12 protein-coding genes are annotated in these 15,370 nt (G+C 64.5%); all 12 read right to left on the bottom strand.

The window, feature by feature from the left end; translation table 11 throughout:
* Positions 1-3: 3 nt before the first annotated feature.
* The 12 genes from FAZ11_RS13225 to xerC all read right to left on the bottom strand — a co-directional run bounded on the left by FAZ11_RS13225 (position 4) and on the right by xerC (position 15,356).
* Positions 4-1,203: a glycosyltransferase family 4 protein gene (locus FAZ11_RS13225; RefSeq protein WP_058760358.1), complete on the bottom strand. Its 1,200-nt coding sequence runs from the start codon at positions 1,201-1,203 to the stop codon at positions 4-6.
* Between the two features lie 319 nt (positions 1,204-1,522).
* Entirely contained in the window at positions 1,523-2,611 is a 1,089-nt protein-coding gene (locus FAZ11_RS13220; RefSeq protein ID WP_058772292.1) for a glycosyltransferase family 4 protein, read from the bottom strand.
* Between the two features lie 29 nt (positions 2,612-2,640).
* Complete coding sequence (locus FAZ11_RS13215) at positions 2,641-3,888, bottom strand: glycosyltransferase family 4 protein (protein WP_058772291.1); 1,248 nt, start codon at positions 3,886-3,888, stop codon at positions 2,641-2,643.
* Entirely contained in the window at positions 3,885-4,883 is a 999-nt protein-coding gene (locus tag FAZ11_RS13210) for a glycosyltransferase (protein ID WP_058772290.1), read from the bottom strand. Before FAZ11_RS13210 ends, FAZ11_RS13215 begins: the two co-directional genes overlap by 4 nt.
* A 27-nt stretch (positions 4,884-4,910) precedes the next feature.
* Positions 4,911-5,441, bottom strand: a complete 531-nt coding sequence (gene rfaH / locus FAZ11_RS13205; protein WP_058772289.1) for a transcription/translation regulatory transformer protein RfaH — start codon at positions 5,439-5,441, stop codon at positions 4,911-4,913.
* Positions 5,442-5,485: 44 nt separating this feature from the next.
* Positions 5,486-7,699 (bottom strand): polysaccharide biosynthesis tyrosine autokinase, encoded by a 2,214-nt coding sequence (locus FAZ11_RS13200; protein ID WP_058782854.1) that lies wholly within the window; start codon positions 7,697-7,699, stop codon positions 5,486-5,488.
* 56 nt (positions 7,700-7,755) lie between these two features.
* Positions 7,756-8,691 carry a glycosyltransferase family 2 protein gene (locus tag FAZ11_RS13195; RefSeq protein ID WP_058782853.1) on the bottom strand — a complete coding sequence of 312 codons (936 nt, stop codon included), beginning with the start codon at positions 8,689-8,691 and terminating at the stop codon, positions 7,756-7,758.
* A gap of 1 nt (position 8,692) precedes the next feature.
* Positions 8,693-10,228, bottom strand: coding sequence for a lipopolysaccharide biosynthesis protein (locus FAZ11_RS13190; RefSeq protein ID WP_058782852.1), 1,536 nt, complete (start codon positions 10,226-10,228; stop codon positions 8,693-8,695).
* Between the two features lie 19 nt (positions 10,229-10,247).
* Entirely contained in the window at positions 10,248-11,420 is a 1,173-nt protein-coding gene (locus FAZ11_RS13185; RefSeq protein ID WP_058782851.1) for a DegT/DnrJ/EryC1/StrS family aminotransferase, read from the bottom strand.
* 44 nt (positions 11,421-11,464) lie between these two features.
* Positions 11,465-12,769, bottom strand: coding sequence for a pyridine nucleotide-disulfide oxidoreductase (locus FAZ11_RS13180; protein ID WP_240043585.1), 1,305 nt, complete (start codon positions 12,767-12,769; stop codon positions 11,465-11,467).
* A 986-nt stretch (positions 12,770-13,755) separates the two neighbouring features.
* Positions 13,756-14,466, bottom strand: a complete 711-nt coding sequence (locus FAZ11_RS13175; protein ID WP_058766018.1) for an HAD family hydrolase — start codon at positions 14,464-14,466, stop codon at positions 13,756-13,758.
* Positions 14,463-15,356: a tyrosine recombinase XerC gene (gene xerC / locus FAZ11_RS13170; RefSeq protein ID WP_058772285.1), complete on the bottom strand. Its 894-nt coding sequence runs from the start codon at positions 15,354-15,356 to the stop codon at positions 14,463-14,465. Before xerC ends, FAZ11_RS13175 begins: the two co-directional genes overlap by 4 nt.
* Positions 15,357-15,370: the final 14 nt, after the last annotated feature.

Here is a 15,370-nt window from a genome sequence, read left to right as displayed (position 1 = left end):
CGATCAGGCGGTATTCAGCGAGCTCGGCTGCAACCCCTTGCTCGGGAAGGGGGTGACGATGTCGAGATCCAGGTCGGTGGGCAGGTGCAGGGCGGCCACGCGGGCTTCGACGAAGGTGCGCATCTCCTGGCGGAAACGCTTGATGGCGAAGCGTTCGGCGTTGTGGCGGCAGGCCTGCTGGCTGATGGGCGTTTCCAGTGCCTCGAATTGGCGCACGGCCGCACACAAAGACGCCACACTCTGTTCCGGATAGAAGACTCCCGTGGGATGTTGCACATCCAGCCCCCGGACGGTTTCCAGCACCCCGCCGCGACCGAAGGCGATGACGGGCGTACCGCACGCCTGGGCTTCGATGGGCGTGATGCCGAAATCTTCCTCCGCCGCGAAGACGAACGCCCGGGCTCTCCTCATGTGATCGAGGAGACAATCGAAATCCTGATAGCCGAGCAGGGTGACGTTGGGACCGGCGACCTCCTTGGCCTTCTCGAATTCGGGGCCGGCACCTATCACCACCAGCTTCTTGTCGGGCATGGCGCTGAAGGCTTCGACGATCATGGGCATCCGCTTGTAGGGCACCATGCGTGAGGCGGTGAGGTAGAAGTCGTCCTTGTCACCAGCCGGGGTGAAGCGGCTGATGTCGACCGGGGGATAGATGACCTTGGCCTCGCGGCGATAGGCCTTGCTGATCCGCCGGGCGATGAAGTGGGAGTTGGCCACGAAGGCATCCACCCCCGCGGCGGTGCGCTGATCCCAGATGCGCACGTAGTGGAGGATGATGCGCGCCAGCTTGCCCTTCAGCCCAGTGTTGAGGCCGGCTTCCTTGAGGTACTGGTGCTGCAGATCCCAGGCGTAGCGGATCGGCGAATGGACGTAGCTGATGTGCAGCTGGTCCGGTCCGGTCAGGACACCCTTGGCCACGGCATGGCTGCTGGAGATGATCAGGTCGTAGCCCGACAGGTCCAGTTGCTCGATGGCGTGGGGCATGAGCGGCAGATAGGTCTGATAGCGCTTCTTGGCTTGCGGAAGTCGCTGGATGAAGGTCGTGGTGGCGTGCTTGCCCTTGAGGTGGGCCCGATCTTCCTCCGACAGGAAGTCGATCACGCTGAACAGGTCGGCCTCTGGCCAGATCTCGAACAGCTCGGCGAGCACGCGCTCGGCGCCAGCAAAGGTTACCAACCAATCGTGGACGATGGCGATTTTCATGTCGTCTTCCTTACGCGAGAAATGAAATCAACGGCTGGTGCTGATTCATGAGGTGCTGGTTGTTCTGGTCACGGCATAGCCCCAGGGCAGCCGGGTGATCTCGATGCCGTCCAGCGTGCGGTCGAGTGGGGGCGACGGGATGTCTGGGTGGTGGGCAGGCTCGGGCGCGCCTGCCGAGGTTTCGGTGGTCAGCTCCGCAGAGGGGACGTCTTGATCTACCCTGGCTGTGCGTGTCTCTTCCATGAGGGCTATGGGTTCTGGGGGTGGAGTGAAATCGAGCGCGCGCTCCCTCATCGCGGGCGGCGTCGAGCCGGTCGTATCAGGCGGCCTTGGCCGCGGTTTTCGGTGCTGCGGCCAGGGCCGTATCCAGGAGTTCGGAGACCTTCCCGGCGGAGGTTTTCCAGCTGAAGCGCTGGGTGTTGGCCAGGCCCTTGGCGATGAGCGTCGCTCGGAGCCCCGGGTCGCGCAGGATGGTCAGCATCGCCTGGGTGATGCTCGATGCCTCGTAGGGATCGAAATAGAGGGCGCTGTCCTGCAGGACTTCCGGCATGGAGGCGGTATTGGCCGAGATCACTGGGCAACCGCAGGCCTGGGCTTCCAGTGGCGGAATGCCGAAGCCCTCGTAGAGCGAGGGAAAGACGAAGGCCGTGGCGTGGCGGTATTGCTGCGCGAGCGCCTGGTCGTCGATCCTGCCGAGCAGCTTGACCCGGCGATCGCGGGCCGCCAGGGTCGCCAGATCGCTCTGGCCGAAGACGGCGTGGCTGTCGCCGACGATGCGTAATTCGACGTCGAGGCCCTCCGGCAGCGCGGCGAAGGCTGCCAGCATCCGCGCGAAGTTCTTGTGATAGCTGGGCGAGGAGACGGCCAGCAGATAGGGCTTGCCCGCCGCGGCAACCGGGCCATCCAGGGTGAAGGCCTCGGCGACGGCGTTGGGCACGACGCTGATCGAGTCACCTGGATACCGATAGAAGCGCGAGATTTCCGCCTTGGAAAATTCACTCACGGTGATCAGCGAGCGCGTGCGCCTGAGCAGCAGCGGAATCAGGCAGCGATAGGCGGTGCGGAATTTCCAGGAGTAGCTTTCCGGGAAGCGCACGTAGTTGATGTCGTGGTGGGTGGCGATCTGGTTGGCGTAGAGCAGCGGCGCCGTGCTGCACAGCGAGAGCAGCAGGGGATTGCCCTGGGTGCGCAGCCAATTCGGCAGGTCCCATTGTTCCCAGCGCTGACCCTGGTGGGTGCCGATGACCTCGATGTTCAGGCGCTTGGCGACCTCCGGCCGCACGCTGCCCGGCGGGGCGACGAAACGCAGGTCGCCTCTCAGCTTCGCCAACTCCAGCGAGAGGCATTCGGCGAAGCGCTGCACGCCGCGAAGGTCCTGGGTGATGAAGCGGGAATTGACGATGATCATGATTCTGCCCGTGGCCTTGAACCTGTGGCTCAGTTGGAAAGCTGCGTCTGTGCGGGGTGAAGGGTGCAGGCGGCGCCGTGCCGGGCCTGGCCCAGTACCTGTTCGAACAGGCGGTGATAGTCATCGAGCATGGGTTCCAGGCTCAGCAGCGGCGCCACCGCGCTGCGGCTGAGCAGGCTCAGGCGTTGCCGCAGTTCGGCGTCGTCGTGGAGACGCTGCAGGGCCCGGCCCAGGGAATCCCGGTCCGCGGGGTTGCACAGCAGGCCGTTCACGCCGTCCCGGACGATTTCCGGCAAGCCGCCCATGCGGCTGGCGATGACCGGTTTCTGGAAGGCGCAGGCCTCGACGGCGACCATGCCGAAGGGCTCGGCCCACAGCGAGGGCACCACGAAGACGTCGATGCTGTTGAAGAAATCCTGGGGCCGCTGATAGCCGACGAAGCTGACCCTGCTGGGATCGGCCATGGCCTTGAGTTGCTCTTCGTAGGCGAGCTGGCCCTTGCCGGCGATGGTCAGGGTGGCGTTGAGCGACAGGCGCTGGAACTGCTCGATCAGCCAGCCCACGCCCTTGTTTTCCGACAGGGTGCCCAGGTAGCCGAAGCGCAGGGGGTTGCCCGCGGGAGACGGCGGCCGCGCCTCATGATTGCCGTCGATGAGGCTGCTGTTATGGATGACCTGGGCCGGGACGCCCTGGAAGTAGCCCTTGTCCCGGATCGTTTCCAGCAGGTAGCGGCTGACGCCGACCACCGCATCCACCTGGGCGGAGTGCGCGGCGTGGGGCCGGCGCAAGGCCGCGCAACTGCCGCAGAGCTTCTGGCAGCTCTGGCCCTTCTTGAACAGGGTGTTCTTCGGGCACAGCAGGTACATGTCGTGCAGCACCTGCACCAGGGGCGTGCCGCTGGCGCGGATTTCGTCCCAGGCCGACACCGACCAGCCGGACAGGTTGTGGCACACCACCAGGTCCGGCCGTTCCCGTTGCAGCACCTCCCGCAGGGGCGTGCGCATGGATTTGTTGTATTGGTCGCGGAAGTGCCAGCCGAAGCGCGCCAGCGGACCGGGCCGCTGCTGGGTCAGAGGCCAATAGAGATTCTTCAGACCGGCGCGATAGACCCGCACGCCATTCACCTGCTCCTGCACGAGGCCCGCTGCGGGCCCGGTGACCAGCACGCAGACCTCATGGCCGCGCTGCTGGAAGCCTTCCACGCTGCGTTGCAGGATGAGCTCCGCACCACCGCCCACATGGGGCGGATAGAAGCTGTTGAGAAAGAGCAGTTTCATAGCGGATAGCTACGGTTGATACCCAGCGCCCCGGTCTCGCCGTCCTGCACCGCCTGGCGGATCAGGGCCAGGCGCTGGCGACTTTGCTCATCGCGGGCGAACAGCTTGAGCAGGGTATGGAAGACGTAGCGGTTGAGGCGGTACATGGGGCGCGAGTGAGCCCAGACGTTCTTGTCGAACCAGGCCTGGTTGCGCGCGGCATAGTAGGCGCGGAAGTCCGAACCGGCCTTCAGGTAGTTCTGGTAGACGTTGCTGGTGTTTTCCTTGATGTTCCAGGAGTGCTCGAGTTCTTCGAGTTCGGCGCCGGTGACCATGAACAGCTTTCCGCCGGCCTGGGTGATGCGATAGGTGTACTCGGTGTCGTCGGAGTAGAGCACCAGCTCGCGCAGCGGCAGACCGATGCGCTCGTACAGGCTGCGGTGGGCGAGCATGCCGCCGTAGGGCGCGAAGGGCAGTTCCACCAGGGCGGCCGGGGTGCCCCCACGTGGCCGGCCCCAGGGCAGGCGGCGCCAGATCTTGTAGGGGATGCGCGCCACGTGGAAGCCGAAATAGCTCGACCGCGGCTGGGTGATCATCCTGGTGGGAATGCACTGGGCGATGTCGGCCTGCTGGGTGGGCCGATAGCCAAGCACGGCGACCTTGTCCTGGCCATAGCGGGTGGCGAGAGCCTCCAACTGCCGATGCAGCACGTCCAGGGCGTCGCCCAGGGGCGCGTTGTCGTCGTCCATCATCCAGATGTGGGTGGTCTCGCTGGCCAGGGCGGCTTCCAGGGCCACGGCGTAGCCATTGGCGGAGCCGGTGTTCTCGCTCAGGGCGATGACCTTGACCTGGCCGGGCCAGCGGGCCTCCAGGCTGTCCAGCGCGACCGTCGCCGCGTTGCTGACGACGATGACCTGGTGGACGCAGCGCTCGGCCAGGGCTCGGGTGATGAGTTGCTCCAGGTAGCAGAGACGATTGCCGTAGGTGACGGTAACGACCGTGGTTTTGCAGTGCATGGGAAAGTCCTCCGAGAAGCCTTACGGTCAGGCGCGTAGCCGTTGGTGGGCGGGGGTGGCCGCCGACAGTTGATCGAGGGCAACGCTGACCCGCTGCTCGCGCTGCAGGATGCGCAGCAGGATGATGGCCCGCTCGTTGCCATCGGGGCTGAGGAAGACGGCGTCCATTTCCAGCTCCGGGCTGTACTGGACGCGGACTGCCGCGCCTGGCTGGTGCGCCGGCGGCGCCTCGACCGGGGTGGCGAGCCGCTGGCGGATGGCGTCGATGATGTCCTCGCCCACGGCGGTCGGTTGGGCGCCGAAGCTGACGATCCGATTGACGCCGCGGGTCGAGCGAATCGGGTACCAGTTGTCGTTCACGTCATTGAGATGAATGAAGAGGTAGCCCGGAAACAGCGATTCCTGGGTGGCGACGCGGCTTCGGCCCGCGGCCTGGCGCTCACGCTGGGGCCGGAAGCAGACGAAGCCTTGGCGGCTCAGGTTCTCTTCGGCCCGGACTTCCTGATTGGGCTTGGTTTGCACCAGGTACCAGTGGCTGGAGTGGGGGGCGAGCGTCATGGGCTGAGGTCCTTCTCTGTGGGGCCAGGGGGCAGGGCGGTACGTCAGGTACGGGGGCCGTATTCGTAGTAGCCGTAGGCGCCATCGTCTTCGATGGCCATCGAGGCCTTGCGCTGGACGCCGTTCAAGATGGCGCCCTTGATGGTGATGCCGTTCTGGGCGAAGCGGCGCCGCGAGTTCTCCACCGCCTTGAGGGTGCTCTGGCCGAAGCGGGTGACCAGCAGGGTGGTACCGGCGAGGCGGCCCACCAGGGCGGCGTCCGTTACCGCCAGGATCGGCGGCGTATCGACGATCACCAGGTCGTAGAGGCTGCCCACTTCGTCCAGCAGGCGGGAGAAATTGGCGTGCATCAGCAACTCGGAAGGATTCGGCGCCGCCTGGCCGCACCCGATGATGTCCAGCTGGGCCACGCCGCTCGGCAGGATGGCGTCGCGCAGCTTGCTGCGCCCGGTGAGGACTTCGGACAGCCCCGCCTGCGGCTGCAGGCCGAACACCCGGTGCAGATAGCCCTTGCGCATGTCGGCGTCGATCAACAGGACGCGCTGGCCGGACTGGGCGACCACCGTGGCGAGGTTGCTGGAGACGAAGGATTTGCCCACGCCCGGGGTCGGGCTGGAGATCATGATCACCCGGTTCTTGGCTTCCAGCATGGCGAAGTGCAGGCTGGATCTGAGGCTGCGCAGGGACTCCACCGCCAGGTTGGCGGGTTGCACCACGCTCAGCAGCAGGGGTTCGCCGTTGCGGGTCTTCTTCTTCAGGCGCCGGTTCAGCCGCTCCTGGTCCTTGGTGAAGGGCAGGGTGGAATAGACCGGCAGACCGATCTGCTCGACGGTATCGGGATTCTCGATGCCTTTCTGGAAGGCCTGGCGGACGAAGACCACGATGACCGAGGTCACCAGGCCCAGCAGCAGCGACAGGATCAGCGCGATCTTGCGGTTGGTGGCCGGCTCGTCGAGGTTGACGTCGGCGTTGTCGACCAGGCGGACGTTGCCGATGGTGCCGGCGCGGATGATGTCCTGTTCCTGGGCCTGGTTGAGCAGCAACTGGTAGGTCTGGTTGGTGACCTTCATGTCCCGGTTCAGGCGCAGCAGCTCCTGCTGGGTGCTGGGCAGGGCTTCCACCTTGCGCTGCAGGCTGCGCTTCTCCACCTCGAGTTGTTCGAGCTGGTTCAGCAGGGTCTTGTAGGTCGGGTGATCGCGGGTGTAGAGGCGGTCGTATTCGGCCTGCTTGAGCTTGAGCTGGGAGATGGAGGTGTCGAGGGCGACGATCTTGTCCAGCACCGCCTTGGTTTCCAGGCTGATGTCCACCGAGCGGCTGTTGGTCTGGTAGTTGTTCAGTGCGGCCTCGGCGCTTTCCAGGTCCTTGCGTACCCCCGGTAGCTGGCTGCGCAGGAAGTCCAGGCGCTGCGCCGCTTCCGCCGAGCTGCGCTCGACGTTCTGCAGGACGTACAGGCGGCTGATCTCGGCCAGCACGCTCTTGGCGAGGTCCGGATTCTCGTCCGCCAGGGACAGGTAGATGATGCCCGACTCCTTGCCGGCCTCACTGGTCTTGATGCGGTTCTGGTAGAGCTGCGCGGTGGTGATGACGCGGTTGCGCGTCACCTTGAATTCGGTGCCGGCGCGCGCCGTCAGGGTCTTGATCTGCACGCGATAGCCGTTGCCGGTCGCCAGCTGGCCGACCTGGCCTTCCAGGACCGCTTGCTTGTCCTTGTCCAGCAGGCGATAGCGACCGTTGCTGCCGGCTACTACCGTCAGGGGCTCGCCGTACATCTCGTCCGGCACGTCGAGCTGGAAGACGTCGATCTTCTCGCCACCCCAGGCGAAGCGGCGCAGTTGCGGCCAGCTGTCCGCCAGTTGGCCCGGATGGTCGGCATCGTAGGTGCGCCAGAGATAATGGCCGATCAGCGGGAAGAAGCGCGGCTTGGCCTCGATGTCCAGGCGCAGGTTCTCCACGGTCTTGGCGAGCACCGCGCGCGACTTGAGCAATTCGATCTCGGCCACCGCCGGCGACGCCGAGTTGGGCCGCACCACGGTTTCCGCGACGGCGGTAAGGGCGTTCTTCTTGGGTTCGATCTGGATCATGGCCCCGGCGACGTATTGCGGGGTGGACAGCACGGCATAGGCGATGCCCAGGGCCAGGAAGCCCCCGGTGATGCCCGCGATCAGCTTCTTGTGATCTAGCAGCGTGAGCGCCATTGTCTTGAGGTCCAGGTGTTGTTCTTCGTGTTGTTCGAACGAAGATCGCTGCATGGCGGTCATGGGGTCCCTTCCTAGTGGCTGGATACGTCGCAGTAGGAAAACTGCTATGGGTTGATTCAGTAGGTGACGCGTTTGGGGGCGAAGCGGCGGCCGGTGTTGACCGCGATGTTGCACACCGCCCGCGCCAGCGCCTTGAGCTTCTGTGCTGGCGGAATCGAGGACAGCGACAGGCTGAGCACCTGGCGCAGGAAGAAGATGTGCAGGTCCCGCTCGCCCAGCCGGTAGTAGTAGTTGGCCAGGCAATACTGGGTGTGCAGATCCATCTGCAGGCGCTTCTGGCTGGCCCGCATGGAAAAGATCCCGCCTTCATGGACGCGGTAGGCGGCCGGACGGATGTCGGCCATGAACTTGCCCTTGCCGTGGGCACCCAGCAGCGACCACCAGACGATGTCCATGAGCGCGGCGGTCTGCAGTTCCGGCGGCAATTCGCGCAGTACGTTGCGAAAGCAGGCCGTCAGGGTGGACAGCGGCAGCGCCTTCTTCAGGTCGGTTTCGCTGCGGTCGAAGTGATCGCGACCGTCGAAACGCTGGGGATTGACGATGCCCTGGCTGTTGAAGGCGTAGGAGGCATGGAAGGTCAGGGCGTAGTCGCGGTTGGCCTCCAGGAAGTCCACCTGCAGTTGCAGCTTGCGCGGATCGTTCCAGTAGTCGTCGCCCTCGCAATAGGCGATGTAGTCGCCACGGGCCTGCTGGAACACCGGCATGCCATAGGGCTTGCCCTGGCTGTACTGGTTTTCCTCTTGCAGGATCAGGCGGATCAGCCGGGGATAGCGCTGCGCGTAGTCCCTGAGGATGTCCCGGGTACCGTCGGTCGAGACATCGTCGTTGATGATGATCTCGAAGGGAAAGTTGGTCTGCTGGCGCAGGAAGCCGTCGATGGCCTGGGCGATGTAGTCGCGGTGATTGAAGGTCAGGCAGACGATGCTGAGGACGGGCCGAGTGGTGTCGGTCGGCCAGAGTTTCATGATGTCTGTTTCGGTCCGAGCGTCCATGTCAGATACCTGCTTTGTAGAGGTGGGAAAACAGGCGCGTACGGGTCTGTTTCGGTGAACAGAGCACGTAACCCAGCGCCACCAGCATCAGGGTCAGGCCCCCGCTCAGGGCGAGGGTGGCCAGGATGGCGAACCGCTCCTGCGGTTGAATCTGTTGGTACAGCAACTTGCTCAGGCCCACGCCGAGGGCGGTCACCACCACGGCCACCAGCAGATCCTGGTTCCAGTAGCGCTGCAGATTCGGCGCGAAGCGGCCGTGGATGATCGCCGGCCAGATCACGAAGGGGATCAGGCGCATGCAGAACCAGGCCAGCGCCGCGCCATAGGCGCCGTAATGCAGGACCACCAGGATCACGATGGGCACCGAGATGACCGCCGAGACCAGGCTGTACCAGACGTGCAGGCGCAACTTGCCGTAGGCGTACTGCAGGTAGAACTGGAACTGGCTGAGCGCCAGCAGCGCCGCGCCCAGGGCGTACCAGAACAGGATCGGCTCGCTCCAGTGGGCGGAGACCTGGTCGCCGGTCCAGGCATAGACCAGCGCCTCGCCATGGAAGGCCACCATGGCCGCCAGGGGCAGCAGGATGGCGAAGGCGAAGCGGGCGGCGTTGCGGTAGAGCCGTTCCAGTTCCAGCGCCTGGCCCTGGGAGACCAGCACCGTCATGCGCGGCAGTAGGGCCTGCACCAAGGGGTTGGTCAGGGTGACGATGCCGGTGGAGATCAGCGCCACCAGGCTGAAGTAGCCGTATTCGGCGAGCGGCAGCGCCTTGGACAGCACCAGCTTGTCGAGCTGGGTCAGGGCGATCCACAGGATCGAGGTGAAGGACATGCTGGCCGCGAAGGGCACGATGGGCTTGACCCGTTGCCAGTCGAAGCCGCTCCACCAGGAGGGGTTGGGCAGCAGCCGATAGGCCTTGAGCGCATAGACCAGCATCTCGAACACGGCGACGAAGGCCTGGAACACGAAGAAGTCCAGCGGCTCCTGGGAAATCCACATCACCAGGATCAGGCCGCCGAAATAGCGCACCGTGGCGATCAGCACGTTGACCAGGTTCAGCCAGCCATGCAGCTCGACGCCCTGGACACCGCTCTTGTACAGCGTCGACAGCAGGCGGAAGGCGATCATCAGCCCCATCAAGCCGATGCAGTGGGCCACGGTTGCCTCGGGCAGTCCCTGGACATTCAGCCAATGTCCCGCCATCCACGCCGAGTTCAGCTCGATAGCGACGAAGGCCAGGGTCGCCAGCGGAATGAAGACGAATTCCAGCGACCGCAGCAACTGGCCACGGGTACGCCCGGCGCCCGTCTGGCCACGGCCATGGGCGACATCCCGCACCAGGGAGGCGGAAATGCCGACATCGAGCAGTTGCAGCCAGGTCTGCAGCACGGCGAAGAAGCCGATCAGGCCGTAGGTTTCAGCGCCCAGATGGCCGAGGTACAGCGGCTGGATCAGGATGCCGATCAGCAGCGCATAGGCCTGACCGGCATAGTTGATCAGGGTGTTGCGCAGCACCGACACTTTCGCGGGACGGGTCATGGGAGATGGTCGGCCAGGATCAGGTTAGAGCGGGAGAGGAGTCGCCGGGAAAGTCCCAGCTCGGCAATAGCTGTGCCGGCGTGATGAGCGCCCGCAGGGATTCCAGGCTGGTCTTTTTCTGCTGTACCGAGAGCAGGGTCTCGAGCAGCAGGTCCTGGGTGGTCTCGGGCAGATCGGGATAGATGGGCACGCAGAGGATGCGTTGGCTCAGCTTGCGCGAGATCAGCTTGATCGCCTGGGGTTGCAGGTAGTCCAGCGTCTCCAGCGATGGATAGAAGTAGCGGCGTGGATTGATGCCGACGGCGTTCAGCGCCTGCTTGGTGTCCAGCAGCGCCGTCTCGTCGCGCAGGGCCACCGGGAAGTAGCTGTAGTTCAGCTGGCTGCTGTAGGTCGGCCGCTGCAGGTCGAAGGTGCCTTGCAGGCGCGCCTCATAGTACCGGCCGATGCTGGCGCGGCGAGCCAGGATGTCTTCCAGCTCATCGAGGATGCACAGCCCCATGGCGGCGGATACCTCGTTGAGCTTGGCGTTGATGCCCAGACCTTCGATGCGCTCGGCATCGACGATGCCGAAATTGATCATGCGGCGGACGCGCTCGGCCAGCTCGTCGTCCTCGGTGATGATCGCGCCGCCCTCGATGGTGTGGAACAGCTTGGTGGCGTGGAAGCTGACCGTGGTGATGTCGCCCCACTGCAGCACCGAGCGGCCTTCGTAGCGGGTGCCGAAGGCATGGGCGCCGTCATAGACCACCTTCAGGCCGTGGCGCTGGGCGACCTGCTGCAAACCCTGGACATCGCAGGGGTTGCCGAACACATGGGTGGCGACGATGGCCGAGGTATCGGGCTCGATGACCGCCTCGACGTTCGCCGGGTCCAGGTTCCAGGTTTCCGGGTGGATGTCGGCGAAGATCGGCCGGATCCTTTCCCAATGCAGGGTGCTGGTGGTGGCGACGAAGCTGAAGGGCGTGGTGATGGCGCTGCCGGTCAGCCCGAGCGCGCGATAGGCGACCTGCAGCGCCAGGGTGCCGTTGTTGACCAGGATGATGTTCCTGACCCCCAGATAGTCGCGCAGGCGCTCTTCGAGCTGGGCGTGCAGCGGACCCTGATTGGTGATCCAGTTGTTGGCGTAGATCTTGTCGATGTACGCCTTGAAACGTTCCTTGTCGCCCAGATAGGGCTTGGTCACATTGATCATGATCCGGTACCTGCTTATCGAGTCCTTGATAGGTGTCGGTGCGGTCAGGCGTGTTCGACGACCGCATCGCCCGCTTGCCGGAAGGTCGCGCCGGGCTTGTCCAGGCGGTCGAGCACAGATTCGAGGGCCTCGCGACTGGCATCGTTGTGGAACTGCCAAACCCCATAGATGCGCCCGGAAAAGGACGCCTCGCTGCCCAGCCGCGGATCCACCGCCAGGCCCGAGCCGAGCCCGAAGAGATGCAGGCCCTTGAGGCGCTGGCCATGCTGGTCCAGGGGGCAGCCGGCGGCGTCGGAGTCCAGGCCGCCGCGCAGGGTGCGCAGCGTCAGCGGACGGCCGTCCTGGCAGCGCAGTTCGGGCAGGATCGGTTGGTAGCCCAGGCCTTGCACCAGCAGGGCGGCGTGATCGAATAGCTGTTGTGCGCGCGCCAGCTGTTCGGGGCTGCCATCCAGTTGCAGGGTGTTGACCCTGACCGGGGTACCGCCGATGCACTGACCGGCGAGGACTTGGCGGCCGATCTCCTGGGCCCGGTAGCGCAGGCCGCCGGAGCGGTTGACCCGCTTGGAGATGGGGCAGATGTCCTGCATTGGATCGAATTCATAGCCGGCGGCCAGGGCCTCGGCCGCTGTCTCGTAGAACAGCCGGATCGGCGAGCGATGGACCAGCGTCAACTCGCGCAAGCCGTCGTGATGCAGGGCGCTGGCCAGATTGTCCAGCGCCGAGAAGGCGCTGTGGGAGCCACCGACCACGCAGATGGGGCCGCCATCCTTGAGGTGGGCGCGATAGCGCTGGCGCAGGGCTTCGGGTTGCAGGCGCAGCAGGTTGTCCGAGCTGTCGATCGGCGCGCTCTGGGGTAGCTGCAGGCCCATGGCCTGGGTGCCTTCGGCGAAGCTCTGCCGCGTCTGCTTGCCCCCCAGATTCAGCACCAGGCTGGAGGTCCGCACGCGTCTGATGGCTCCCGCCTGTTCGAGCCAGACCACATAGCTCGACCCTTCGCAGGTGACTTCGGTGATGCGCGTCTGGCGCCAGGTGGGAATGCCGTACTGACGTTCAAGCCACGGCAGCACCAGGGCGGCGGCCTGCTGGAAGAGCTGGCCGACGATGGGCAGCGCCGGTGCCTCCTGGGCATTCAGCTTGAGGTGCCTGTAGGTGGGCGAGGCGTGGAGGGGCGCCAGGATGGGGGCCAGCAGCGGATCTCGTAGACAGTCGAGAAAGACATCGCTCACCGAGTTGGCGATGATCTGGTAGTCGCCCAGCTTGCCAGCCCCCAACTCGGTGCCGGCATCGACGATGATGGTGCCGGCCTGGGCGAGTTGCGCCACTGCGCCCCGCTTGATGGCATTGAACAAAAATCCCAGGCCAGCCGGGCCTGCGCCACCAATCAAACATCCCAATGTCGATTCCGATAGATCATTCCGTGCCATCGGGCCCATCCTCTGTGTGCGCTATCGAAGCGCGAGTTGAAAGTTAAAACTAAGTTCTTGGTGCCCGGCAGTGATAAATAAAAGCCAAGAGTTGCTAGTTAGACGTATCTAATTAAGAAGCCGAACTTTGGCTGCCGGTCGATTGGGCAGGACTAACAGCGCGACCTGTGGCCGTTATGGCAAAGCGCTTGCGTCAAGACTGAATGGAGGATGTTTTTTATTGTTGATCGCGAGCAGCCGCGTTCCGGTCATGACGCAAGGTCTACAGCTTCACGTCACTGGAAAACGAGAGGTTTGAGCTACAAAAGGCTGAAAGGGCGCTGGCTGACATCCGTGTGCTCCTGCAAGTGCTCGTTTGGCTGGTTAAAGCTCGATCATTGGACGCCGTTCAGACATGGCTACCGCACAGGTTTACCGTGTTGGAGGGGCAAGCCATTCGCAAGACATGGCTACCGCACGGGTTTGCACCTGGACTGTGTGAAACGGAAGTTGAGTTACCGATATCAAGGCCTGACGAGATGAATAACAGGCATTTGAACGAACATCGGCGAGACGCAGAGGAGGGGAGTTATTGCATCTTCCCTGACCTATACGGCAGCAGACTCAGCGCGCAATCCCAGCGCTACCACGAGTCAGGGGCAATGATTGTCAAAAGGTTTTGTACTGTCAACGCGAGGTCGGACCAGGGTATTTGTCAGGCGAGACGGCTATTGCTGATCCCGTACTTAATGAACCAGGGGGTAAATGCGGCTTGCTTGGCAAAAACCTGCCTGGCTATCGATCTTTTAGTGAAGGGCATCGCAAATAACGGCTGGAAATTTAAAAGAAGTGTGACGAATATTTTGGCGATTGGTTAACGGAATTGTCGAGCTGAGCGGACGGCTGGCAAGACCGTCCAGAGACCGGCTGACCTATTTGTTTTCATAGGTGGACCAGGTCGCGAGCAGCGCGGGCAACTCACTCAACGAACGGATTTCCGCATCCGGCTGGCCCGCGCCCTGCCAGGCGTTTTGCAAGGGATTGAACCAGACTGCGCGGATGCCGGCGCGCTGCGCGCCCTGGACGTCATCCACGGGGTTGTCGCCTACGTGAACCGTCTCGGACGCCGCTATCCCCGTTAGGCGCAAGGCTTCTCTAAAGGGCGTGGGATCGGGCTTGCCGATGCCCAGTTGCTCGGCATTCAGGGCGAAGCGGAAGTAGTCGGCCAGGCCAATGGTCTGGACATCCGCATTGCCATTGGTCAGCACGCCCAGGGTGTAGCGGTCGGCGAGCTGTTCCAGCGTCGGGTGGACGTCTTCGAACAGGGTCACCTGCTGACGGGCCGCCAGGTAGACGGCGAAACCGGCCTCGGCCAGTTGGGCCGCCTCGGGCTCCACATAGCCGGCATCCAGCAGCGCCTGGTGAATGACGCGCCGACGCAGTTCGCTGACGCGGTGCTTGAGACCGGCGTCCTGCTGTAAGAGTCGGTCGCGGATTGCCCAGAGGTGTTCGACCGGGACACTCCCCAGGCGCGGTGCCGACTCGGCGAACCAGTCGCGCAGCAAGGCCTCGGCGGAGTGGATGACCGGGGCGATTTCCCAGAGGGTATCGTCGAGATCGAAGGTCACGAGGCGAATCGTCATTGGCTGGCCTTGCGCTTGGCGCGGGGGTGGGCTTTGTCGTAGACCTCGGCGAGCTGGCCGAAATCCAGGTGGGTATAGATCTGGGTGGTGGCGATATCGGCATGGCCGAGCAGCTCCTGCACGGCGCGCAGATCACCCGAGGCACTGAGCATGTGGCTGGCGAAGCTGTGCCTGAGCATGTGCGGATGCAGGTGCTGGCCCAGTTCGCGGACGCCGGCCTCGCGGACCCGCAGTTGCACCGCGCGGGGTGTCAGCCGCAGGCCGCGCTGGCCGATGAACAGGGCGTCGTCGCGCGGTGCCGCCTGGGGTCTGACCTTGAGCCAGGTGTCCAGGGCCTCGCGTGCCTTGCTGCCGATGGGCAGCACCCGTTCCTTGTTGCCCTTGCCGCGCACCTGCACCAGGCCCTGGGCCAGATCCACATCCGCCAGGTCCAGGCCGACCAGCTCGGACAGGCGCAGGCCGGAACTGTAGAACAGCTCCAGCAGGGCTTGGTCGCGCAGGCCGAGAAAATCGTCTTCCACGGCGCCATCGAGCAACTGCATGGAGCGGTCGACGTCGAGCACCTTGGGCAGCGGCTTCTGCGCCTTGGGCGGCGACAGCCCGTGCGCCGGGTCCTGGCTGCAGAAGCCCTCGCGGATCAGATAGAGATAGAAGCCGCGGCAGGCGGACAGCAGCCGGGCAAGGCTGCGACTGGAGGCGCCGGCCCGGTGCAACTGAGCGATCAGGGCGCGCAGCCGTCGACCGTCGAGCGCGCCCCAATCGGCAAGGCCTTCGGCTTCGGCGAAGGCCAGCAGCTTGCGCAGATCGCGGCGATAGCCGTCGAGGGTGTGGGGCGACACCTGGCGCTCCAGGCGCAGGTGATCGAGATAGGCGTCGAGCTGGACCTGCATGCTCCGCTCCTCGG

Origin of the sequence: Pseudomonas rhizoryzae, assembly GCF_005250615.1 — a bacterium.
GTDB lineage: Bacteria > Pseudomonadota > Gammaproteobacteria > Pseudomonadales > Pseudomonadaceae > Chryseomonas > Chryseomonas rhizoryzae.
This window is presented reverse-complemented; position numbering and strand designations above follow the sequence as displayed.

Bases quoted from the DNA above. Each gene is read 5' to 3' on its own strand.
- FAZ11_RS13215 (WP_058772291.1), bottom strand. From the start codon at position 3,888: ATGAAACTGCTCTTTCTCAACAGCTTCTATCCGCCCCATGTGGGCGGT.
- FAZ11_RS13175 (WP_058766018.1), bottom strand. From the start codon at position 14,466: ATGACGATTCGCCTCGTGACCTTCGATCTCGACGATACCCTCTGGGAA.
- FAZ11_RS13185 (WP_058782851.1), bottom strand. From the start codon at position 11,420: ATGATCAATGTGACCAAGCCCTATCTGGGCGACAAGGAACGTTTCAAG.
- FAZ11_RS13195 (WP_058782853.1), bottom strand. From the start codon at position 8,691: ATGGACGCTCGGACCGAAACAGACATCATGAAACTCTGGCCGACCGAC.
- FAZ11_RS13210 (WP_058772290.1), bottom strand. From the start codon at position 4,883: ATGCACTGCAAAACCACGGTCGTTACCGTCACCTACGGCAATCGTCTC.
- FAZ11_RS13220 (WP_058772292.1), bottom strand. From the start codon at position 2,611: ATGATCATCGTCAATTCCCGCTTCATCACCCAGGACCTTCGCGGCGTG.
- rfaH (WP_058772289.1), bottom strand. From the start codon at position 5,441: ATGACGCTCGCCCCCCACTCCAGCCACTGGTACCTGGTGCAAACCAAG.
- FAZ11_RS13225 (WP_058760358.1), bottom strand. From the start codon at position 1,203: ATGAAAATCGCCATCGTCCACGATTGGTTGGTAACCTTTGCTGGCGCC.
- xerC (WP_058772285.1), bottom strand. From the start codon at position 15,356: ATGCAGGTCCAGCTCGACGCCTATCTCGATCACCTGCGCCTGGAGCGC.
- FAZ11_RS13190 (WP_058782852.1), bottom strand. From the start codon at position 10,228: ATGACCCGTCCCGCGAAAGTGTCGGTGCTGCGCAACACCCTGATCAAC.
- FAZ11_RS13200 (WP_058782854.1), bottom strand. From the start codon at position 7,699: ATGACCGCCATGCAGCGATCTTCGTTCGAACAACACGAAGAACAACAC.